Raw genomic sequence first — 22,072 nt, 5'->3', positions numbered from 1 at the left:
TAAAAATAATCTAATAAATACATAATAGAGGGGTAACTTACATGAAAAACAAACTACTGCTGACCTTGATGCTCGCAGCATTGGTCACCGCTTCTTCCGCACTGCCTGCCAGTGTAACTTACGCAGCGACAGACGATGCACCTGACGGCAACTATACGATGGATCTCACTACCTCTGCAGATGGCGCGGCAGATAACTCGGCTGCGGCTGAAGAGAGCGCGGACAGCGATACGTACGGAGATGAAGACAGCTGGGCTGACGCTGATCCAGCCCTGGTCGAAGAAGCTTCCGGTTTCCTCGATTACTCCGATCAAATGGACCCGCTATTCACGTATGAGACCAAAGCATGGGATGCCTACAACATCAATGAATACGTAAAAAGCTCCAACCGCAAACAGGAATACAAGTTGATGACCTACACAGTCGTACCCAACTACACCAAATTCGTATCCGGTATCAAACTAATCAAACCACAAAATAGCGAACTGGCCAAAATTCATGCCAAATATGTAAAAGGCGCTTATCTGGAGCTGGAAGGATTTGTACTGTACAAAAAATATGTATCCAGTGCCAAGCTCGATGATGCAATCCTCAAAAAATCCAAACTCAAGCTGCAAGCAGGCGGGAAATTGATCGATCAGTTCAACACGGAAATCGACAAATATATTACCAAATTCGACGCGCTGCAATAATGATCGGTATCCTACATTATCCTATCTATGGACCAAGGAGCGAATAGAATGATAAATCGGAAAACACTATTTGTGCTGACTCTCTCTTTGCTGCTGACAGGCACCAGTCTATTTTCTGCCCGTGCTGTCCACGCTGCTGACGAGTCAGCTTCCAGCAGTTCTGCGCCTGCAGCAGATACTACCAGTAATGATCTGAGCGAAAATAATGACAGTCAGCTCGCAACCGAAGTCAATCCGTTGCCGGATTATCTGCGTCAGATCCAAAAGATTGATTCCTATGAAGACAAAGCGGTAAAAACCTATAATTCCTATCGTTATGTGACATCTTCGAATCGCAAAAAAGCGTATGCAGCCATGAGCAATATCGTCGTGCCCAACTACACTCAATTTGTGATCGGTCTCAAGCAAATCAAACCGGAAGATCCGCAGCTTGCCAAAATTCATGGCAAATATATCAAGGCGACTTCCCTGCAGCTGCAGGCGCTGACGTTGTTCCAAAAATATGTCTCCACTCCCCAGCTCAATGCCGCTACCCTCAAACAGGCTAACCTGAAAGTCGATGCCGGTATCAACATGCTAAAAGAGTATCGGAACGATATAGATCAATATGAGGAACAATTCAAATAAGCTACAGAACAGAATGGAAATACGATAGCACAACTCTATCAATCAAAAGCCCGGATCATGCTCTTCCTGTCAAGGAATGAATGATCCGGGCTTTTGTCTTTATACTAAGTCAGGATGGATTAAGCTGGATGCAGTACAGTGTTATCGATAATGTTCCACGTTACATTTCCATCTGCGCTAAAATCATAACAGCCGCTCCTACAGATACGGCATTTTCCTGCAGTACTCCTCTGGAAAAGACCGGCTGAAGACGTTCTTCACCATAGATCTGCTTTTTCGCCACAGCGATAGCTGTATCATAATAACCCTGATCCGCATTGATGAGTGCACCGCCCAGAATAACTTTTTCGGGCTGCAGGGTATTGATCAGATTGGCCAGGCCGATACCCATATAACCGGCCGATTGGTTGAACAGTTCCCGCAGGACAGGATTACCGCTTCGCAGGGCATCCACCAGCGTATCAAAGTGGATCTGTTCCGGCTGCAGAGGCTGTCCGTCCCTGGTAAATTCCATCCCCATCCGGCTCCGCTGACGTACCTGCTGCTCCAGTGCCTGAATCGATACATAGGCTTCCAGCGCCCCATAATTGCCCTGCTCCTGCAGCCTGGCGCCGCCAGCTTGTACGACCATCTGTCCTACAGCACCTTCTTTGTCCATTGCACCGCGTACCAGTTGGCCGGAGGACAGAATCGCCGAGCGAATCCCTGCTCCTGCATTAACATACAGCATATGCTGTATATTGCTTTCGCGCATCGCCCAGTGTTCTCCGATAAGTGCCGTATTCGCTCCGTTATCCAGCACAGCCGTCAGACCGGTACGTTCGCTCAGCATCCTGCAAATATTCACATTCTGCCAGCCAGCCGCCGGGAAATAGGCTGGATTCAGGATCGTTCCCTGTTCATGATCCAGCGGACCGACAGCGCCAATCCCGATTCCCATAATCCGCTGACGGCTCAGATGCCGCTCGGCCAGCGCTTCCTGAATACGTGCGGCTACATAGTCTGCCAGCACTTCCGGTTCCATCTGTTCATCCATCTGCCAGCGATGCGTATACAGTGCATTCATTCGCAGATCATACAGTCCGAGTACCGAATAGATACGGGAAATATCCAGTCCAAAAATATAACGATGGCCTGCATTGATCCGGTATAATGTCGGTCTTCGCCCGCCGGTGGAAGGGCCCAGGCCGGATTCCACAATCCATCCTTCATGCAGCAGTTCATCGAGCGTACGATTCAGACTGCTGCTCGTAATATCGATATCTTTCATCAGTTCAAGCTTATAAACGTCATCCTGAACGGCTATCCGGTCATATACCTGCCGTTTTAACGTTTTGGCTGTAGTCTGATACACAATCATTCATTCTCCCGTCCATGATAACATTGGCTGCACGCAGCACTTGATTCTATTGTAGCTTCCGAACTGCCGAATAACCACCCGTATCTTGTTTGTGCGACTTTGACAAGGTTGAGGCTTCTTTTGGCTTGATCTCGATCATAATACGTGTCACATAATCCTCTTTGTCCTTTGCTGCTACATCATCGATCAAGTATTCTTCATACAGAAACTCACCGGTCGACAATCCCTGCTGCTCAATCCACCGAAACATAGCCTCATACGTATCGCCCATCCGTTCGTAGCTGCCATGATGGTAGCCGATGGCATACCATCCCTTGGGCTTAATAAATATATTCAAATCTTTGCGCTTGCTGGCCGTCTTCACGAAGAAATAAAAGCCTGGCTCTTTGTTTTCCAGAAGATCTACGACTGAAGTCATCGTGCCAATAAATGAAGACGCATCAGACTGGGTCAAGCGATCAAATTGCAGAAATTGGTTCGTCCATTCCAAATAAAACGTACCCGAATCTTCTTCCATGATCGGCCCGCTTCGAATCAGCCTCTCTTCTTCATACTCTGCCAGTTTGAATTGCCCTGGTTTCGCAGCAATTCCCTCTTCCGCCAGAACGATAGTCTCTTTCAGCATTTTGTGAATATTCTGCAGCTTCTCAATCTCCTGCTGAATATGGGGCAGTTCCAGATTCGCCATATCAATCATATGCTGCGGTGTCCGATTATTCATATATTCGCGAACCTCTTTCAGAGGCAGCTTCAATTCTTTTAATGCCTGTATCAGTAAAAATACATCTAATTGATGATGGGAATACGAGCGGTATCCTTTCTCATCCGTGAAAGCAGGCTTGAGCAGATCAATATCATCGTAATGGAACAATGTGCGTTTGTTGACGCCACATAACTTTGCAAACTCTCCGGTTGTCAGATAAATCTCTGTGTTTCCTTTTTCCATAAGCCCTCCTTGACTATCCCGTTACGGTATACCTTATTGTAAACAATATGAATAGATAAAAGGAGATTAAATACTATGCTTCATGTTCAAAAGAACATCTTGGATGTTTTATTTATCTTTTCTCAGGTCCAGGCTGTTCTCCGCTACATTCAGTTCCCCCAAATCAGACGCAGGCACTTCATCCTGACGAGGAGAAATCAAATATGACCTCATTGTTTAAAAATCGTGTTTTTATGATCGTGGCCAGTGCCGATCTTCTTCAGCAGATGGGTATCTGGATTCGTAATATGGCGCTCTTGTTTTATGTGATGGAGCAAAGCGGCAACAATCCGGTTGCAGTGTCCTTGCTGACCGCATTAGAGTATCTGCCGATCTTCTTGTTCTCGCTGATCGGAGGCACATTCGCCGATCGCTGGAATCCCAAAAAGACGGTGATTATAGGCGATGCGCTGAGTGCCCTTTCCGTCCTGTTAATCCTGCTGCTGGTGCTTGCCGGTCACTGGCAGGCTGTATTTGTCACTACTGTTGTATCGGCGATTGTCAGTCAATTTTCCCAGCCCTCCTCCTCTGTTCTGTTTCGGCAGCATGTTCCCATCGAGCAGGTGGGCAGCGCTGTCGGAATCACGCAGAGCCTAATGGCGATCTTTACTATTCTGGGACCTGTGCTGGGTACATTCATCTATACCCAGTTAGGTCTGTATGCTTCATTAATCGCATTAATCATCGTTTTTCTGGCTGCAGCAGGTATTCAGCTTCTGTTGCCAGATTCCAAGCGCGAAGCGAAGCAGGAAGCCACTTCTCCCTGGGCAGATCTCAAAGAAGGACTTCATTATATATGGGAGCGCTCGAATCTTCGCATTACTGCCGTATTATTCCTGATCAGCGGACTTTCGATCGGATTGACGCAGCCGCTGGATGTATTTTTGGTCATTGAACGACTGGGTTTGCCCAAAGAAGGCGTACAATGGCTGACTGCTTCCGAAGGAATCGGTATGCTGATTGGTGGACTTGTCGCCGTACTCCTCTCCGGTTGGGTCGGCCGCCATCGCCGGGGCGTGATGACCGGTATTATGCTGATCTGGTCATTGCTGACCTTTATCGAGGTGCTGTCTGTATGGACGCTGGTTACTGCAGGCGCACGTGTATTATCGGGCTTATGCGGTGCATTTTTTGAAGTCATCTTTACGGCGTTCATGATTCAGGAAGTGAAGCAGGAATATATCGGACGTGCCAACGGCGTGATGATTCCCCTGATGATGGCGGGAATACTGCTCGGTACCGGTATCTCCGGCGTACTCATGAATGTCTCTTCATTATTTGTCGTATATGGTCTGTCTTCCTTACTGACATTGTCCTGTTGTGCACTGACTCTCAGACTCAAGCTTGAAACAACCAGCTTGAAGCTAACGAGCCGACAATTCACACTTTAATTCTTAAACGGTAGGCTCTGTGCATTCCTTTCTTCCTGTATACATTGCTCTGACAGGTAGAGCCTACCGTCTTTCTTTTCTATTCAAATGCATAATAGATCTTCCATTTTCCTTCCAATATGCCGATAGATATAAAGGAGACTACTATACATAGATTTAAAGGAGAGAAAGAATTGAATAATAATCGTCTACTCACAGGAATACTCAGTATTGTATTACTGATCTCTGCCATGCTAACTTTACCATCGCCGGCTTCGGCAGAATCTGATGCAAACGCTGCATCAGTTCCAGCTATTACGTACGAAGATATTCTGAACTACCCTGAATTGCAAACTGCGTTAAAACAATATCTGAGCGATTATCGTGAACTGGTAGAACCGGATATGCTGGATGCTTATGATGATTACGTATTGTATCTGACTACCATTATAAAATACCGGAAGTATGAAGCGTTGGCCGGCAAATCCTATGAACAACATCGGGTAGATTCTGTAAAAACACGGGTCCAATCCTACAACGCCATGACGCAGACTATTATTCCCAATTATCAGCGATTTATTTATTTGATAAAAACTATAAAACCGGCAGAGCCCCAACTAGCCAAACTCCATCAGCAATTTATCAAGGGTACGATTCTTCAGTTGGAAGGCTTTAAATTGATGCGTGAATACCTCAGCAAAGCCAAGCGTAATGATACTCTTTTCTATAAAGCAAATAACAAAATAAAAGCCGGTAAAACGATAATTGATCAGCACAATGCAGCAATGATGAAATATGCAGCCCAGTTCTAAGATCTAATTGCTCTCCGTCATACCGATAATTTTCTTTAGGCTTTTGCAGTCATTTCATGCTGCAAAAGCCTTTTTTGTATATATGCCAAATTTGAACCTTCTTCCGATTAATGGTAAAGTCTACCTAAACATCTATGTATTATGCAAAAGGAGAAAGATTACATATGAAGAAATATACGCTACTGCTACTGACACTGGTTATGAGCACGTCGCTACTGGGCTGTACACAGCAAAGCAGCAAGCCAGCAAGTAACAACGAACCAGCAGGTGCAAGCGGAACAGAAGCTGCCGCAACGACAACTACGACCGCCCCTGCAGCGACGACAAGTGAACCTGCTGCTGCCGGCAAACAAGGAGACACAGTAAACGAAGAACAGCTCAAAGCAGCGATTGAAGTCGCCAAAAAGTACAAAGAAACGGAATACACTGTACCTGATTACACCAGTCTGGATCTGGAGTTCGAAATTCCAAAGAAAACAACAGATCCGGTGAAGCTGCCACCTTCTATGCAGCAACAGTATGACAATTTGCTTCAATATGCGACCCAGACAGCCATGGATAACAGTTTGCGTAATCGTCTTATTGATCTTCCACTGCAATTGGCTGTGAAGGAAAAATCGCCTATCAGTCCGCAGCATCTGGAATTCCATGCTGATCCGGTGCTCAAGGTAAAAGGTATTCTGGAGATCGACTATACAATGAAAGTACAGCTGGATCGAACCAAAGAACAACTCCCTCTGCAAGGTACCGTGCAGCTGCAGCAAATCGATGGAACATGGAAAGTTATCAATGATAAGTATGACTCTGATGATCGCAATAAACTATTCACTCGCAGGACGCCAATCAGCAAACCATAGTAAGCGCATATACAAATACACCCGGAAGAGTCTTATACTCTTCCGGGTGTATTTGTGCATCTGCCCGGGTTCATTATAGAACCTGGCGGATTTTTGACGACGTCCTGCTTTGCCTCAGTTAGAATTCGGATTTCCTGCAATAATCAGTCTGCGATTATTTGCGTGTAACGGTATATCCTTTGTTTTCGAGCAGTTTGATAATACCGTCATTGCCCAGATAATGGGCTGCTCCGACGACGACAAAGTACTGCTGGTTATTATTGCTTTTCAGATAGGTATCGATCTTGTTCGCCATATTGATATTACGGTCAACCAGGATCGCTTTGTGGTATTCCGGCTCTACCATCGAGCTGTTGGTCACTTCCATCAGCGCTTTTTCATCACCGGTTTTCCACATTTCACCCAGCTCTTTCTCATGATCATCGGCTGGCTGGTTCTGCTTGTTGTCATCAAAGGAAGCCAGTGTGGAATACAGCAGCTTTTCCTGCAATTCATCCGAGAAGTTGTTCAGCATCCGAAGCTGCGATTCTTCGGTCTCCAGTCCAATTACCGGAATATCCTTGTCTTCTGCCTTTTTGATAAAATGCAGATCAATTCCCAGATCGGCGTCATATCCGGAATCATCCGGCGCAAACGATGAGACGATCATTTCCGCGACCCAGGGCTTAAAGCGATCCAGCGCACCAGACTTCATGTCGTTGGCCTCTAAAATCCGGCCAAGCTTCTCGTATGTATAGGTGGAAATATGATTGCGGAGTGTGCTTCCATCATGGTACATGCCTGTATCCAGTACATGCTTCTGGAAGTCTTCCGATGTGTCTTTGGTAATATCGACTTCTACGCTCAGTGAATCGGCTTCGGCAAATGCCTGCTCATATTCCTGACGAAGCGGGTAAAAGCTGTCATCTGCTACATGAATCGAGCCAACCAGATAGACGGTATTACCATTGCTTTTTACTTCCCACATAAATCCGCGAGCTCCGGTCTGAACAGGTGCTGGCGCTGTAGTAGTATTAGTTGTTGCTGGAGCAGTCGTTGGTGCTGGTGTTGAGACTGCTGGTAGTTCTGCATTGGTAGTATTGCTGTCTGTAGGAGCAGCTGGTGCGGGTGTACTATCCGCCGGGCTGCTGGCTGTTTCATCGGCAGCTGGTGCTGATGGGACAGAGACAAGCTGGATCGTACGGGATTTGGCATTCCAGCTTACCGTGTAGCCTGGCAGTTCGCCAAAAGTACGAATCGGTACGTAAGTAACACCTTTGATCTGGGTAAGTTTGCTTTTGATCGTATGACTCTGACCCTCAACTACTACGGTAATACTGTTTTTGGTTACCGAAGCCAGTTGAATGCCCATAGCCTTCAGGGTGGAGCGGAGTGGTACCAGTGTGACCTGCTTTTGTACGGTTGGTGCACCGCCGGTACGGTATTCGACTTTGTGGTCATTGACTTTGACAACCAGCGGCTGTGCTGCGGCGCCAGCCATGGTTGGTGCTGCCGTCGTAAGCAGTCCTGCTGCCAGTACCAGAGTCAGTAATTTATTATGCCAGGATTTCATCGCAAAACTCCTTTTAAATGTTATTTTTCTGAGTATACCAAAGCGATTGGCAAGCCTATGAATTCCGGCATAGAGGCAAAGATAGACGTGTCTCTCTAACTATTGCATATCCGTCTGGCAATCACAATATATTCTTGCAGAATAAGAATATATTGTGATTTATTCCAGAAGATATACTTACTTTCAGTCCAAGTGCAATCGAAGATTTTACTCGCTGTCCTGTATAATCTGGCTGCTGGAAGCATCCACGATCTGTCCTTTGACAGGTTGTATATCGTTTTTCCAGCGAATACGAATCGACTTGTTGGTCATTAGATCCGGCCCGTCAGATACCTGAAAATGCATATGAGCTTCACTGGAATTACCGGAGTTGCCCACTTTGCCGATCGGATCACCTGCCTGTACCGAATCACCCGGCTTGACCGTTACAGAGCCTTTTTGCAGATGGGCCAGCATACTGTATTCACCACCGTGATCGATCACGACCATATTGCCGCCGGGCTGCTTGGGATTCATTACACCGACCGGTTCGTTATCCGCAATAGTATTGACTACCGATACGACTTTGCCGTCTGCCGGAGCGAGTACCGGCTGACCAAAAGCATAATAGCTCTCGTTCTTTTTCGGATCGCCACTGTAGGACATGCGCTTTTTGGACTGTACCAAATCATACGCGTAACGCTGCGATTCGACAGCGTAGTGATAATTCTGCATCACATTGGTTCCGCCCCAGAATACATACCATTCTCCGTCAAAAGGCATCCGGTAGGTAGTCTTGCTCAGACTCTTGTCCGTTGCCGGAAAGCTCTCTACCGGCTGCAGCTGCATTGCTGCAATCCGATCCTGCTTATCCAGCATGGTGGTCAATCCCAGCTTGCCGTTATCGCTAAGCCAGCTGTCCTGCCGATATCCATTCAGTTCACTGCTGCCGCCTACAGACTGGAATGACTGAACACCCTGCAACATGGAGCGGGCAGTGCTTTGAAGATCCTCTTCGGAGACCATCTGCTTGAAATCGTCGGTCATCTGGGCATGAATCCGGCTCGTATTACCAGCCAATAGTGCAGCAGGAATATCTTTCGCCTGCAGCTTGCCTGCTGTGGAGTTCTCACCTGTATCATTGTTATTTTTCATATCTGCTGCCTCCTTCGTCTGCTGGGATGCGGTCGGTGTGTTGTCATTAGTCGTGCCGGGATCATTATCTGTACTCTCCTGTCCACATCCGGCCAGCAGTATAGCTGCAAGTATCCCGGAAGCAAACAAAACATTTCGTTGCCTTATTTGCTGCTTGTTTGTCCATCTATTTAGTGTAATGGGCATGATTATCTTCCTCCTCGGTTATCAGGTAGAATGATTCGGATATAGCAAAAGAGCTGGCTTGAAATAAAACTGCTCTTTTGCAGATGTCATGATGTCTCGTATAAACGGAATTCCATGAATAAAGTAAACTGGCTAAAATAAATCATAGGTCGCACCAGATGGATAGACTTGATCCTTCTATATGTTGTCTTACTAAATGCTGGGCAGCAAGATTATTTCCGTACGACATCGTATCCTTTATTCTTCAGCAGTTGAACAATACCCTGATCTCCCAGATAATGCCCTGCACCGACAACGATGAAATATTCTTCCTTATTACCATTTTTCAGATAGCCATCGATCTTGTTGGCCATATCTATATTCCGGTCTGTCAGCATCGCTTGATTGTATTCGGCATCATCAGACATCGTATTAGTGAATTCCAGCAGTGCCTGATCATTGCCGGTTTTCCACATTTCTGCCATTTGATCCATAGCGGTACCCATTTCATCATAATTGTCCAGTGCAGTATTGAGGTTTTTCTCCTGCAGCTGTTTGGAGAAATTATTGAACATATTCAGCTGGGATTCATAGCTTTCCAGTTCGATGACCGGAATCTTGCGTTCCATGGCTTTCTGGATAAAGTGCAGATCAATCCCGGCAGACGCTTCATATCCAGCTTCCATCGGTTTCAGGGTACTAATCATTACTTCGGCGACCCATGGTTTGAAAGGATCGAGCGCATCCCGTTTCATTTTGTTTTTCTCCAGTATATCGCCAAGCTTGGTATAAGTCTCGCTGGAAATATGATCCTTGAGCGTGCTGCCATCCTGGTACATCCCCAGCTGCATAATCAGCTTTTGCTGTTCTTCTCCAGCTGCTTTGCTGATATCTACCTCTACACCGAGATGATCGGCTTTGGCAAAGGCTTCTTCATATTCTTTGCGCAGTGGATAAAAGCTTTTGTCCGCCAGATGCATGGAGCCGACCAGATAAACAGTATTGCCGTTGCTTTGTACTTCCCACATGAATCCGCGGCCGGTCTGGGAGGCTTCGGCTACAGGAGCCTCTGTTCCACCTAACCCCGGACTTGTGGATACCAGCTGTACGGTACGTGTCTGTGCATCCCAGCGAACACTGTAACCTGCCGCATCACCAATAATCCGGACAGGGACATAAGCCACACCATTGATCTCGGTAAGCTTGCTTTGCAGGGTGATACTTTTGCCATTCACGACTACTGTAATGCTGTCTGGCGTCGTACCTGTCAGTTCTGCATCCAGCGCCTTCAGTGTAGAGCGCAGCGGTACCAGTGTAGTCTTCTCACTGATTACCGGCGCATCAGTGCCGTAATTCACCTTTTGCATATTTACTTTAACGGTGGCTGGCTGTGGCGCAGCCATAGCGGCAGGTACGGAAGCAGCTGTGAGCAGACTGGCAGATACGGTAAGGGATAACAGCATTTTTCTCCAGAGTTTCATTTGCATGGGTGATTTCTCCTTTGAGAATGGGATGACAGGATGAACGGCTGACGATATAAAGCCCGAATAGACGATCAAGCCGCTCACCTGCAGGATGGGTACTGCTGGATACGAAGACGGAACAGCAATGTTTAACAGCTTGTGATGTAATGATTGCCTGTATTTAGATTTTGTAGGCCTTCATCGCTTTGCGAATTTCTTTCCAGCTTGGACGCTTGCCGTACATCAATACGCCGGTGCGATAGATTTTGGCAGACAGCCAGCCGAATATAAAGATCGCAATGACCAGAATAAGCAGTGAAATAGTCAGCTCCCACCATGGCATATTGCCAAGTCCGATCCGCACGATAGCAGTCGTCGGTGAGAAGAATGGAATATACGATGAAATCTTCATCAACATGGAATCCGGATTGGTCATACTGAAAATTCCGATATAAAAAGCGGCCAGTGTCAGTACGGTCAAAAGCGAAACTGCCTGCCCCAGGTCTTCTGTTCGGCTGACAATCGACCCGACTGCCGCATACAGGGTAGAGTAGAGGAAATATCCCAGTACATAATAGACCAGACCGAGTACCGCCACTTCCCAGGACAGATTGCTAATATGAATATCGAATTGTGCCAGTACCTGCTGATAATACGGCAGCATAAGATGAACGATAAAGACAAGTGCATACAGCCCCATCTGCGTCAGTCCCACCAGGAAGATACCGATGATCTTGCCAAACATCTGTGTTAGCGGAGACACACTGGTAATCAGGATCTCCATGACTCTTGAGCTTTTCTCTGCTGTAATCTCTGACGCAATCATATTGCCGGTCATGGTCAGGGAAATAAAGAACAGAATCAGCAGCAGATAGACGAGGATATAATTTTCCATGGTCAGTGCGCCCGATTTGCCATCTGCACCCTTCATATTATCCAGTGCAATTCGCGTCAGATTGACCGGTGTGCCAATTTCATTCAGCTGGGCTTCCGTCAATTGTCCACTGGTGACAGAGCGAACCTTGGCTGTCTGTGCTGCGGCCTGCAGCATCGCCTGTACACTCGCATTATTTTTCTCACTAATATAGGTGATAGACGGGAAGATCTCACCCGCCGCAGGCTTTTGCAGCTGCAGATAACCGTCGAGCTTGCCGGCTTCGATCTGCTTACGCAGCTTCGCCGGATCTGCCGGTTCCGCCTGCCATTCGATCCGGGTGACGCCTGTTCCTCTGAGCGCGTTCACTTCTGCAGCCCCTGCATTATCGGTATTGTTGGCAGCTACCGGTTTTGTTGCAGCTGTTTTGTCTGCAGCTTCCTTGATCTGCCCGGCGATCTGCTGATACGATCCGCTTGCTATACCAATACGAACAAGATCCTTGTCTGACTGTCCGGAGAATAACTGGATAAAATAAGGAATATTCAGTCCTACGACCAGCAGCAGCAGCAAAATGAACGTTGTCCAGCGAAAAGACTTGGTCTTGGTTTTGTTCCGATAGGTAAATCCGATAACTGCACCCAATTTATTCATGAGAGGATCCCACCACCTTAATGAAGATTTCATTCAGCGTCGGTTCTTTGACCTCAAATTGATCGACAGCTCCCTGCGACATGGCCAGCTGCAGAATCTGCTGGGCCGCCTGCTCCTGTTCGATCCGGATCATATAACGCCCACTGTCCTGACGTACCACTTCGGTGACTCCTTCGATCGTATCCAGACCCTGAACTTCGGTGGCCGTCCGCAGCACAACCTTTTCGCGAGGATAACTGTTCTTGATCTCGTTCAGATCTCCCTGTAGCACCGGCTTGGAGCGGCGCAGTACGGTAATGTGACGGCACAGTTCCTCTACATGCTCCATGCGGTGAGTGGAGAACAGGATCGCTGTTCCTTCTTTGCGCAGCTCCAGCACGACCTGCTTGAGCATTTCTACATTGACCGGATCAAGTCCGCTGAATGCTTCGTCCAGAATCAGGATCTTCGGCCGGTGAATAACAGCAGCGACAAAGCCCATTTTCTGCTGATTGCCCTTGGACAATTCCTCGATCCGCTTTTCCCGGTATTCCATCGCATCAAAGCGCTGCAGCCAGTAATCCAGACTCTGGCGCGCATCGGCAGCTTTCATGCCGCGCAGCTGCGCCAGATACAGCATCTGATCACTTATTTTGACCTTGGGATACAGTCCGCGCTCTTCGGGCAAATAACCCATCATCGCCTGCAGCTCGGTGCGGTAAGGTTGTCCATGATAGCGGATACTGCCTTCATCGGGATGAATAAGCCCCAGTACCATACGCATGGTGGTCGTTTTGCCTGCACCATTGGCTCCCAGCAGCCCGTAGATCTCGCCTTCTTCCACTTCCAGTGACAAATGGTCTACCGCCGTATGACCAGCATATCGTTTGACGATGTGATCCAGCATTAACGGATTCATAAACGTGCCTCCCTGTCTCTTTTGAGATGATAGTCTTTCACCCAGCAGGACAGAAGCTCTTCCCATTCCAGCCCGTGTACCTGTGTGACAATACCGCTCTCCTCTGCAGTCTGCTGAAGGATCTGTGCATCCGATGTCAGGATGCGAACCGAACCGTCCGGCTTGTCATCCCACTCGATGATGCCCGGACATTCCTGCAGCCAGCTCAGTGTCTGCATATCCTGTACCGGATTGATCCATACTTCTTTCCACTGCTGATACAGCTCATCCTTTTCCTGCATCCCGCAGATCTGTCCCTGATGCATGAGTACGACATAGTCAGCCAGCCGCTTGACCTCCTCCATCCGGTGGGTGGTAATCAGAATCGTGAGTTCTTCCTGCTCCATCGCCTGATTGAGCATAATAATCATGTCTTTCCAGGCAAAAGGATCCAGTCCTGATGAAGGCTCATCCAGCAGCAGCAGTCTGGGCTTGGCGGCAATCGCTGCGGCCAGCTCAAATTTTTGCCGTTGTCCTTTGGAGATTTTGGACAACTGTGCATCTGTCGGTACATCAAATGTCTGCAGTAGCTGTTCAAATTGCTGCTCATCCCAATTTGGGTACCAGTAGGAACGGAACGCTGCTGCTTTGCGGGCAGTCATGCGGTCTTCTTCACGGGAGGGATTTTCCGAGACGTAGGCAATTTGCTGTCTCAGCGCAAGCGGCATCTCGCCCTGCACTGTCTGACCAAACCAGCTGATCTCTCCGCTGTCTGGATAAAGGGTACGCAGCAGCATATGCAGCAGGGTACTTTTGCCCGTACCATTCTCGCCGACCAGTGCGGTAATGCAGCCGCGCGGCAAAGACCAATTCAGCGGCCCTACTGTATGCTGTCTGCGCTCCTTGCTTACATTTTTCAGTACGATAACCGAATCTTTGGCTGCATGGCCATGTTCCTGTATGTCATAAGCTATAGTCCTGTTCATTATTCATCATCTCCCGTTTAAGAATCCGATTCTCTGGCATCCAGTATTTCCTGAAAAAGCTGTTCCAGCTGCTGGCGATTCCAGCCCAGGTTGTAGCTGCGGCTGATCATCTCGTTTATGAGCTGCCGCACACTTTCTTCCCCCATCCGCGTGCGCAATTCCTGCTCTACTCCGGTAACAAAGGTTCCGGTGCCCTGCCTTGTTCGCAGTAATCCTTCATTCTCCAGATCTTGATAGACCCGCCGCACCGTGATTACGCTGCATCTGAGATCCGAAGCAAATTCACGGATCGAAGGCAGCAGTGTGCCTTCTTCCAGCTGACCGCTGATAATCAGCGCCCGCAGCTGGTTCTCTACCTGGCGGTACAGCGGCTCTGCACTGTTCTCATTAATTTGTACCGGTATTCTCATCGTTGTATCCTCCGTATCGTATACTTCTCGACCTCCCTGGGCTGTATTCACATCAGATCACGCTTTTTGGCTTTCCGATCCGTCCACCAGAATGCAATAAACATGGCTGCAACTCCCGCTGCCATCAGAATCCAGACCATGGGTGACGCTAGTCTGTCCTGGATAGAGATTCGCAGCAGCTGACCCGATATATTGCTGTGGCTGAATGTTCCTACTGCGCCGAAAATAATCAGCACGACCAGCACAATCAGGTTATAGGTACGATATTGCTTATAATTTGTAGTAAATTCCCAATAGATATAGACGCTCAGCAGCAGCAGTCCAATCCCTGCCCAGCACAGGGCAAAAGCGAAATAGCCATCCAGTGTCATATTAGGTATATGCCGGGCTCCAAAAACATAGACAACAGTGAAAAAGATAATCCAGTTATACACGAACATGATGATCATCTGCTGCAACCTGCTGCCCAGAACTGCCGCAAATGGAATAGGAAGCGTACGATAGTAGGCAAGCAGCTCGGTGTACATATCTTCTCTCATCATACGGAACGCTCTGCGGGAATAATCCGTACCGAGCATCAGAGCAGAGATCAGCATAATAAAATCAATCATTCCGGAATCCAGTACTTCACCCACACTTATAAAATAGAGACCGCCTACAAGCAGGCTCATATATAGCATGAATGCAGCAGCCCATACAAACATAATCCGGTTCTGCGAAATTTCCTTGCGTGTCAGAACCCAGCCATTTTTGAAATCAAACATGATAACACCCTCTCTGTGATCATTGTGTATAGTGTGTATATCCTTAAGCACAGTATATACACACTATACACAGTTCACAACCCCTTTTCGCAAAATAAATAAAAAAAGCCCTCTGGCATAAGCTGCCAGAGGACATGTATTTACAATTTCAGTATGGTTACAATCAATTTCAGGTGGTGCGTGTAATGTGAGCGGTAGCCGCTCTTGCAATGTGCTGATACACGGGTTCATTAAGAGACGGATGAATTCAGTCGAATCAGTTCATCCTCCACAAGAAGCGTGAGTTCTTCTTCGTATCCTCCAGTTATGTGGTATTTTCGCACATATTCTTTCACGAATTTCTTTGGATCCTTAGGCCGGAAAATTCTTGTCATCTCCCGTAGACTTTCCTTGACTTCGTTATGACCTTTAGTTGCCATGGAATTCCCTCCCCAAAACGTGCCTTGTTTTTGAGAACGCCGAAAAGATCCGTGATGTGTAGTGTGATATGAAGTTGTGTGTCGTCTGTGATCTTTTAGCACTTTCGGTAGGCATTTATCCTTAACAATACCCCTGCAAAGTCGTGCTGAATCATTCCGGCTGCCCGCTCCTATCTTGGTTTACAAGGCCGATCTTGCCTGCATAATTCTGGAATCTCTGTAATGACTGTGCCTCTCTGGCGCACTGACTGTGCAGGCATGGCTGTCTACAATCAGTACTTATCTAAGCACCATCTAGCTTTATCATACCACATATTGTGGCGGCATATCATCTTTCTGGCATAAGTTATTTAGCGAAATTGGTTTTAATTTGGAATATGGATCTTTTAAAAAGCATAGATTTGGCAGTAATCACGGCATTATGCACAAATTCGGGTAAAAGACAGTAACCTATCCGAAGGAGAATCCCGATGAACGAGAAAATACCCATTCTAATCTCATCCAATCTGCTGCGTCCTGCTCTGCCTGCCACTATGGCTCTGAACCCTGCGATTGACGAACAGCAGCTGCGGAAAACAGATCAGCGGCTGGAGCAGGAATATCCGCGTATCAACAGCTTCCTCGTCGCCCAAAGTGGACAACTGGTATACGAGAGCTATTATAATGGCAATACAGCCGGCAATCTGGCGGATCTGCGCTCCGCGACCAAAAGCTTCACCTCGGTACTGGTCGGTATTGCCAGACAGCAGGGACTATTCCAGGATATTGATGAACCGATCGAGCACTATATGGCGGATCAGTTCCCTGCGCATCCGTCTGCCGAGCTGTGCTCTACCACGATCCGGCATCTGCTTACGATGACAGCAGGCTTTGAATGGCAAACCGGCAAAAAGCTGGGCGAGCCGGATATTCATCAGTTTCACCGTACCCGTCACTGGACGCGTGCTGCACTGAAGCGGCCTATTATGCCGGAGACCAGGGATCATTTCCAATATCGCAGTATTGATTCCCATCTGCTCTCGGTACTGATCAGCCGCTGGACCGGACAGGATGCCTTTACGTATGCGCGCGAGAACCTGTTCGGCCCTCTGGGTATTGAGCAGGCAGCCTGGTCACCTTCTCCGGAGGGAGACTCCATGGGTCATGTAGGTCTTTGCCTGACACCACGGGATATGCTGCGCTTTGGAATTTGCTGTCTGCAGCAGGGCAAATGGCAGCAGCAGATTATTCCTGCGGATTGGCTGGAAGAGTCATTTACTCCCCAGTCCGAAGGCTATGCAGGTTATGGTTATTACGGATATGGATGGTGGACCGGCAAGCAGGATGGGCTGGAGTATGCCTGTGCGCATGGTCATGGCGGGCAGGAGATCATTATTTTGCCGCAGCTGGATACGGTAGTTGTATTTACATCGGACAGCAAAGTGCGCAAATACAAAAATCCCCGGCATCTGCTGCCGGAGATGCTGTTCCCTGCACTTCAGGAGGCACAACAAGCGGATGGTACATGAATTTGAGCAGGAAAGGACTATCTATATGCAGCATGATTCACCCTGTGTTCTGATTGTATATGCGAGTTATGGCGATGGACATCTGCAGGCAGCCCGCTCCCTTCAGAGCCGTCTGCACCAGCAGGGCATCGAGCGGGTTATTCTGCTGGATCTGATGGCAGAATCCCATCCGTGGATCAATGAAATGACGCGGTGGGTCTATATGCAGAGCTTCAAGACTATTCCGCATCTGTATGGCTGGGTCTATTATCGTACCCGGCAAATGAAAACCGGAACAGTGCTCTCCAACTGGCTGCATTCGTTTGGAACACGACGCCTGCGTAAAATAATGGAACGCGAGCAGCCGCATCTGGTTGTACATACTTTTCCACAGCTGGCACTGGCGCATCTGAAGACCCGCTGGGAACTGACGACTCCACTCGTAACGATCCTGACTGATTATGATCTGCATGGGCGCTGGCTGCATCCGCATATCGATCATTATTATGTGCCCTCCGAAGAAATGAAAATCGAAGCTATGGATCGGGGCATCGCAGCCGAGCGCATCAGTGTAGCAGGAATTCCGCTGCATTACAGCTTTGAACAGGACGTGCCGGACAACACCAGTCCCCAGCAGCTGCGACTGCGTGCAGGACTCGATCCGGAGCGCCGAACAGTTCTGCTGCTCGCCGGAGCCTACGGAGTGCTGCAAAATATACAGGAGATATGTGAAATGATTCAACAGCGCGATGATACCCAGCTAATTGTCATCTGCGGTAAAAACAAAAAGTTATGCGAGGAATTAAGCCACCGTTATCAGTCGTATTCCTCTATACGGATCGAGGGATATACAGACAGGATGCAGGAGTGGATGAGCATGAGCGATTGTGTCATTACCAAGCCTGGCGGCCTGACAATGGCGGAATGTATCAGCTGCCGACTTCCGGCATTTCTGCTCGCTCCGGTACCTGGACAGGAGCTGGAAAATGCGCGGTATCTGGAAGCGAGACAGGTGGCGCGGATATGTTATTCTCCGCAGGAGCTGAAAATGGCGCTGCATAGCGCACTGGATCAGCCGGAGCTGCTGGAACAGATGCAAACGAGTATGGATACTCTGCGTATGCCTCCAGCCTCGGCGCAAATTGCCGAAGACCTGGTGAGCCGCTACCTCACCCATATTACCGGTGAAGCAGCTGCGATACGGCCCAGACTTGCTTTTCCGAATAGTCGTTATGTCTGATCCTGCCTTCTGTAAGGATATCAATCAGCGAATTGTACCTGTCCATCTGCGAGACCGGCAATGCGTACGAGAGATTCGAGTCGGTAGCCTTCATCGGTCAACAGCTTGGCTCCCGGCTGAAAAGACTTTTCGATTACAATACCGATACCGGCTACCTGTGCTCCCGCCTGCTGCACAATACGTGCCAGTGCAAACGCCGCTTCTCCATTGGCCAGAAAATCATCAATAATCAGCACCCGGTCTCCGGGATGCATAAATTTTTTGGATACGGTAATATCATTGCTCTGCTGCTTCGTATAGGAGTAAGCCGTCTCCACATAAATATCTTCCGTCAACGTCAGCGACTTTTGCTTGCGCGCAAAAATCAGCGGCACATTCAGTTCCAGCGCTGTCATAATGCCCGGCGCAATGCCCGAAGATTCGATGGTCAGTACACGCGTGATCTGTTCACCGGCAAACCGGTTGGTGAATTCCCTGCCAATTTCCTTCATCAATACAGGGTCCATCTGGTGATTCAGAAAAGAATCGACCTTGAGTACATTGCCTTCAAGTACAATACCTTCATTAATCACCTTGTTGCGCAGTAGTTCCATAGGGCTCATCTCCATCTCTTTTTTGATTATATTGTATATACCATATTCACGGTCGGACATCTACAATAAGCTCTTGGAATAAGCTCTCCGGGCATTGGCAAATGTATACTACCGGAGATGTATTCGACATTTCCTTTTATCGGTTTTGTGAAATACACTTCTGGGACCAGGCAAACAAAACAAGCGTTCCCGAGACTTTGGATACAGACTGATTTTGAGAGTTAACCGTGTCTTTATTTCTATAAATCATCTAACAACCTCTTAATGCGCATGATTACATTTTCCATTAAAATGGATTTTCCCCGATTTGGCGGTGAATTCGGCGGAAAACTTATGATTTTGGAATCAAATCCGATATATAATAGGGACTGCATTGATCAGTAGCTCTTTTTATTCCAGTATCTTGCTGGTCACAGTTCGCAGCTTGAATAATAGTTAACAAAAGTATTACATACTGTAGACTTCCCTGTTTTCCTTGCCAGCGTATTATAATACTTTCAAATCTATTATTTATATTTTTTGTAAAAATTGCCTATATGGTAGTGAATAGGCGTATACTATTGAAAATGGAAGTATATTGGTTATGCAGCACTGTTATGGAAGTTATCCAAAGTAGGCAATAATATCGCACCGTGATATACTTTATGTATTGTCTGCGGCTTTTCTCCTACTTCTTATATTATTCAGGTCGCATACATTATAGCTTCATTAGGAGGTCTTTGTATTGTTCGCCCAACGCCTCAAACAACTTCGCAAACGGCGAAATATGTCGATGAAAGAAGTCGCAGATTATATTGGAGTAGCCAAAAGCACCTATGCAGGCTACGAGTCCGGCTATCGTCAACCCACACTCGAAACGATTCAGGCTATTGCCCGTAAGCTGAATACCACTTCGGATTATCTGCTTGGCTTGACAGAGCAGTATGACCCTATTTCCTCAAATACGAACGCTCGTGAATTTCTCAACCATGCCCATCTTCACTGGGATGGCGTTCCCCTCGAGGCTGATGATCTTCAGTTGATCCGTCAGCTGCTGGAGCGTGTCGTACGGGATCGTGCACACTCTGAAGAAGAACAGCATTAGTACTTTCACTTCTTTCCTGCCCAACATCATGATTATAATATAGATTCCTACCTACCTGTTTCTCTATACTATATGCAGCAATATAAGCCGGTCTGATCGGTCATAAGCAGGCCGGCTTATTCGTGTCTTCTGATCCGGATTTTGTCGAATACACCTGAAATTCAAAAAACCACCGGGCCGCCATAACAGCGACCCGGTGGTTTTTTGACAAAAATTGGTTCAAATTTAGCTTAATTGGCTACTATAAAACTATCACGCAAGAGTGCTGGACGACCCATGGAGTGGTAGTCCAAACCGGTTGCTTTGATCCGGTCGGCACTGTATACATTGCGTCCGTCGATCAATACCGGGTTGTTCATAACCGCCTGAACTTCTACCAGATCGACATTGACGAACTCGCCCCATTCGGTAAGCAGGCAGATCGCATCGCAGCCGCGCGCAGCTTCGATTGCATTTTCTGCATAAGTGACGGATGGGTGATCGTACTCACGACGGAAGTTATCTGCTGCTACCGGGTCAAATACCTGTGGCAGCGCACCGAATTCAACCAGTTTTGGCACGATCTCCAGGGATGGTGCATCACGAACATCATCGGTATCCGGTTTGAACGCCAGACCCCATACGGCAATCTTTTTGCCACTCAGCGTACCGAGTGAATCCAGCAGCTTGTCGATCACAGCCCAACGCTGGGACTGATTCACTTCTACAACGGATTTGAGCAATTTGAAGTCATATTCTACGTTACCAGCAATCTGGATCAGTGCATGTGTATCTTTCGGGAAGCAAGAGCCACCATAACCGATACCTGCATTCAGGAAGGACGCACCGATACGACGGTCCATACCCATACCTTTGGCTACCTGATCCACATCTGCGCCTACTTTGTCGCAAATGTTGGCAATCTCGTTAATAAAGGAGATTTTTGTAGCAAGGAATGCATTGGATGCGTATTTGATCATCTCGGCACTGCGGATATCCGTGATAACCAGATTCTCTGTCAAAGGTCTGTGCAGAGCAATCAGCATATCGGCTGCTTGCTGTGTCTCTACACCGATAACAAGACGATCCGGGTTGAATGCGTCTTTGACAGCAGAGCCTTCACGCAGGAACTCCGGCATGGATGCTGTAGCAAACGGCTGATCAGTCAGGCTCGCGATAATGCTGTTTACGCGCTCATTGGTACCGACAGGTACGGTACTTTTCACAGCTACTACGGTGTAACCGTTAATTGAAAGCGCAATCTCGCGTGCAGCGGCCTCGATGTATTCCAGATTCGCTTCACCGGATGGCAATGGCGGTGTACCTACAGCGATGATAACCAGATCGGAATCAGGTACAGAAGCACTCAGATCCGTTGTAAAGGAAAGACGACCTTCCTCTACGTTACGCAGCATGATTTCCTGAAGGCCTGGCTCATAGATCGGAACGCCACCATTTTTCAGTGTTTCGATTTTGGCAGGGATTTTATCTACACATGTTACGGTATTGCCGACTTCTGCAAAGCATACACCAGACACCAGACCAACATAACCTGTACCAATAACTGTAATTTTCATTATTCACACTCCCATTTCTGTTTATTGTTAATCCATGCTATTTTCACCAAGTGATTGGGCAACCTCTATTCACGTATAATGTTAATCAACCGATATAGTCTGTATAAGCAT

At 47.6% G+C, this 22,072-nt stretch carries 21 protein-coding genes; 8 read left to right on the top strand and 13 right to left on the bottom strand.

From position 1 onward, the window contains the following. Positions 1-41: 41 nt before the first annotated feature. Positions 42-692, top strand: a complete 651-nt coding sequence (locus AR543_RS05300; RefSeq protein ID WP_060532432.1) for a hypothetical protein — start codon at positions 42-44, stop codon at positions 690-692. Positions 693-740: 48 nt separating this feature from the next. After that, complete coding sequence (locus AR543_RS05295; RefSeq protein ID WP_060532430.1) at positions 741-1,319, top strand: hypothetical protein; 579 nt, start codon at positions 741-743, stop codon at positions 1,317-1,319. Between the two features lie 160 nt (positions 1,320-1,479). Here the strand turns inward: AR543_RS05295 and AR543_RS05290 are convergent, their stop codons facing one another. Beyond that, the gene (locus AR543_RS05290) at positions 1,480-2,679 is read right to left on the bottom strand and encodes an ROK family protein (protein WP_060532428.1); all 1,200 of its coding nucleotides are present in this window, start codon (positions 2,677-2,679) and stop codon (positions 1,480-1,482) included. 46 nt (positions 2,680-2,725) lie between these two features. Then, positions 2,726-3,625: a MerR family transcriptional regulator gene (locus tag AR543_RS05285; protein WP_064505558.1), complete on the bottom strand. Its 900-nt coding sequence runs from the start codon at positions 3,623-3,625 to the stop codon at positions 2,726-2,728. A 203-nt stretch (positions 3,626-3,828) separates the two neighbouring features. Between AR543_RS05285 and AR543_RS05280 the strand changes: the two genes are divergently transcribed. From AR543_RS05280 to AR543_RS05270, 3 genes are all read left to right on the top strand, one after another. Further along, complete coding sequence (locus tag AR543_RS05280) at positions 3,829-5,055, top strand: MFS transporter (protein WP_060532426.1); 1,227 nt, start codon at positions 3,829-3,831, stop codon at positions 5,053-5,055. Between the two features lie 173 nt (positions 5,056-5,228). Further along, a complete protein-coding gene (locus AR543_RS05275) occupies positions 5,229-5,846 on the top strand; it encodes a hypothetical protein (protein ID WP_060532424.1) in 618 nt (205 codons plus the stop codon). Between the two features lie 164 nt (positions 5,847-6,010). Beyond that, positions 6,011-6,703: a hypothetical protein gene (locus AR543_RS05270; RefSeq protein WP_060532423.1), complete on the top strand. Its 693-nt coding sequence runs from the start codon at positions 6,011-6,013 to the stop codon at positions 6,701-6,703. Between the two features lie 154 nt (positions 6,704-6,857). On the opposite strand, the gene AR543_RS05265 is transcribed toward AR543_RS05270, so the two are convergent. The 9 genes from AR543_RS05265 to AR543_RS05225 form a co-directional block, all read right to left on the bottom strand. After that, complete coding sequence (locus tag AR543_RS05265; protein WP_060532422.1) at positions 6,858-8,255, bottom strand: TraB/GumN family protein; 1,398 nt, start codon at positions 8,253-8,255, stop codon at positions 6,858-6,860. 207 nt (positions 8,256-8,462) lie between these two features. Beyond that, entirely contained in the window at positions 8,463-9,575 is a 1,113-nt protein-coding gene (locus AR543_RS05260) for a M23 family metallopeptidase (protein ID WP_227871838.1), read from the bottom strand. Positions 9,576-9,787: 212 nt separating this feature from the next. Next, entirely contained in the window at positions 9,788-11,035 is a 1,248-nt protein-coding gene (locus AR543_RS05255) for a TraB/GumN family protein (RefSeq protein WP_060536650.1), read from the bottom strand. 163 nt (positions 11,036-11,198) lie between these two features. Continuing rightward, positions 11,199-12,545, bottom strand: a complete 1,347-nt coding sequence (locus AR543_RS05250) for an ABC transporter permease (RefSeq protein WP_060532421.1) — start codon at positions 12,543-12,545, stop codon at positions 11,199-11,201. Further along, positions 12,538-13,443, bottom strand: a complete 906-nt coding sequence (locus AR543_RS05245; protein ID WP_060532419.1) for an ABC transporter ATP-binding protein — start codon at positions 13,441-13,443, stop codon at positions 12,538-12,540. Before AR543_RS05245 ends, AR543_RS05250 begins: the two co-directional genes overlap by 8 nt. After that, a complete protein-coding gene (locus AR543_RS05240) occupies positions 13,440-14,408 on the bottom strand; it encodes an ABC transporter ATP-binding protein (protein WP_064505557.1) in 969 nt (322 codons plus the stop codon). The genes AR543_RS05245 and AR543_RS05240 overlap by 4 nt, the downstream gene beginning before the upstream one ends. Before the next feature lie 17 nt (positions 14,409-14,425). Continuing rightward, positions 14,426-14,818 (bottom strand): GntR family transcriptional regulator, encoded by a 393-nt coding sequence (locus tag AR543_RS05235; protein WP_060532418.1) that lies wholly within the window; start codon positions 14,816-14,818, stop codon positions 14,426-14,428. 47 nt (positions 14,819-14,865) lie between these two features. After that, positions 14,866-15,582, bottom strand: coding sequence for a hypothetical protein (locus tag AR543_RS05230; protein WP_060532417.1), 717 nt, complete (start codon positions 15,580-15,582; stop codon positions 14,866-14,868). Between the two features lie 230 nt (positions 15,583-15,812). Next, positions 15,813-16,001 carry a hypothetical protein gene (locus AR543_RS05225; RefSeq protein ID WP_017812600.1) on the bottom strand — a complete coding sequence of 63 codons (189 nt, stop codon included), beginning with the start codon at positions 15,999-16,001 and terminating at the stop codon, positions 15,813-15,815. A gap of 470 nt (positions 16,002-16,471) precedes the next feature. On the opposite strand from AR543_RS05225, the gene AR543_RS05220 reads away from it, so the two are divergent. Beyond that, positions 16,472-17,509 (top strand): serine hydrolase domain-containing protein, encoded by a 1,038-nt coding sequence (locus AR543_RS05220; RefSeq protein ID WP_060532416.1) that lies wholly within the window; start codon positions 16,472-16,474, stop codon positions 17,507-17,509. Beyond that, positions 17,499-18,728, top strand: coding sequence for an MGDG synthase family glycosyltransferase (locus tag AR543_RS05215; RefSeq protein WP_060532414.1), 1,230 nt, complete (start codon positions 17,499-17,501; stop codon positions 18,726-18,728). Before AR543_RS05220 ends, AR543_RS05215 begins: the two co-directional genes overlap by 11 nt. 20 nt (positions 18,729-18,748) lie before the next feature. Here the strand turns inward: AR543_RS05215 and AR543_RS05210 are convergent, their stop codons facing one another. Then, a complete protein-coding gene (locus AR543_RS05210; protein WP_060536648.1) occupies positions 18,749-19,321 on the bottom strand; it encodes a xanthine phosphoribosyltransferase in 573 nt (190 codons plus the stop codon). A gap of 724 nt (positions 19,322-20,045) precedes the next feature. Between AR543_RS05210 and AR543_RS05205 the strand changes: the two genes are divergently transcribed. Then, entirely contained in the window at positions 20,046-20,405 is a 360-nt protein-coding gene (locus AR543_RS05205; RefSeq protein WP_060532413.1) for a helix-turn-helix domain-containing protein, read from the top strand. Between the two features lie 230 nt (positions 20,406-20,635). Here the strand turns inward: AR543_RS05205 and AR543_RS05200 are convergent, their stop codons facing one another. Continuing rightward, positions 20,636-21,961 carry a UDP-glucose dehydrogenase family protein gene (locus AR543_RS05200; protein WP_060532412.1) on the bottom strand — a complete coding sequence of 442 codons (1,326 nt, stop codon included), beginning with the start codon at positions 21,959-21,961 and terminating at the stop codon, positions 20,636-20,638. Positions 21,962-22,072 lie beyond the last annotated feature (111 nt).

Origin of the sequence: Paenibacillus bovis, assembly GCF_001421015.2 — a bacterium.
GTDB lineage: Bacteria > Bacillota > Bacilli > Paenibacillales > Paenibacillaceae > Saccharibacillus > Saccharibacillus bovis.
Note: the sequence above shows the minus strand (reverse complement) of the source record. Positions and strands in the feature narration are given on the sequence as shown.

Bases quoted from the DNA above. Each gene is read 5' to 3' on its own strand.
- AR543_RS05300 (WP_060532432.1), top strand. From the start codon at position 42: ATGAAAAACAAACTACTGCTGACCTTGATGCTCGCAGCATTGGTCACC.
- AR543_RS05295 (WP_060532430.1), top strand. From the start codon at position 741: ATGATAAATCGGAAAACACTATTTGTGCTGACTCTCTCTTTGCTGCTG.
- AR543_RS05290 (WP_060532428.1), bottom strand. From the start codon at position 2,679: ATGATTGTGTATCAGACTACAGCCAAAACGTTAAAACGGCAGGTATAT.
- AR543_RS05285 (WP_064505558.1), bottom strand. From the start codon at position 3,625: ATGGAAAAAGGAAACACAGAGATTTATCTGACAACCGGAGAGTTTGCA.
- AR543_RS05280 (WP_060532426.1), top strand. From the start codon at position 3,829: ATGACCTCATTGTTTAAAAATCGTGTTTTTATGATCGTGGCCAGTGCC.
- AR543_RS05270 (WP_060532423.1), top strand. From the start codon at position 6,011: ATGAAGAAATATACGCTACTGCTACTGACACTGGTTATGAGCACGTCG.
- AR543_RS05265 (WP_060532422.1), bottom strand. From the start codon at position 8,255: ATGAAATCCTGGCATAATAAATTACTGACTCTGGTACTGGCAGCAGGA.
- AR543_RS05260 (WP_227871838.1), bottom strand. From the start codon at position 9,575: ATGCCCATTACACTAAATAGATGGACAAACAAGCAGCAAATAAGGCAA.
- AR543_RS05255 (WP_060536650.1), bottom strand. From the start codon at position 11,035: ATGAAACTCTGGAGAAAAATGCTGTTATCCCTTACCGTATCTGCCAGT.
- AR543_RS05250 (WP_060532421.1), bottom strand. From the start codon at position 12,545: ATGAATAAATTGGGTGCAGTTATCGGATTTACCTATCGGAACAAAACC.
- AR543_RS05245 (WP_060532419.1), bottom strand. From the start codon at position 13,443: ATGAATCCGTTAATGCTGGATCACATCGTCAAACGATATGCTGGTCAT.
- AR543_RS05240 (WP_064505557.1), bottom strand. From the start codon at position 14,408: ATGAACAGGACTATAGCTTATGACATACAGGAACATGGCCATGCAGCC.
- AR543_RS05235 (WP_060532418.1), bottom strand. From the start codon at position 14,818: ATGAGAATACCGGTACAAATTAATGAGAACAGTGCAGAGCCGCTGTAC.
- AR543_RS05230 (WP_060532417.1), bottom strand. From the start codon at position 15,582: ATGTTTGATTTCAAAAATGGCTGGGTTCTGACACGCAAGGAAATTTCG.
- AR543_RS05225 (WP_017812600.1), bottom strand. From the start codon at position 16,001: ATGGCAACTAAAGGTCATAACGAAGTCAAGGAAAGTCTACGGGAGATG.
- AR543_RS05220 (WP_060532416.1), top strand. From the start codon at position 16,472: ATGAACGAGAAAATACCCATTCTAATCTCATCCAATCTGCTGCGTCCT.
- AR543_RS05215 (WP_060532414.1), top strand. From the start codon at position 17,499: ATGGTACATGAATTTGAGCAGGAAAGGACTATCTATATGCAGCATGAT.
- AR543_RS05210 (WP_060536648.1), bottom strand. From the start codon at position 19,321: ATGGAACTACTGCGCAACAAGGTGATTAATGAAGGTATTGTACTTGAA.
- AR543_RS05200 (WP_060532412.1), bottom strand. From the start codon at position 21,961: ATGAAAATTACAGTTATTGGTACAGGTTATGTTGGTCTGGTGTCTGGT.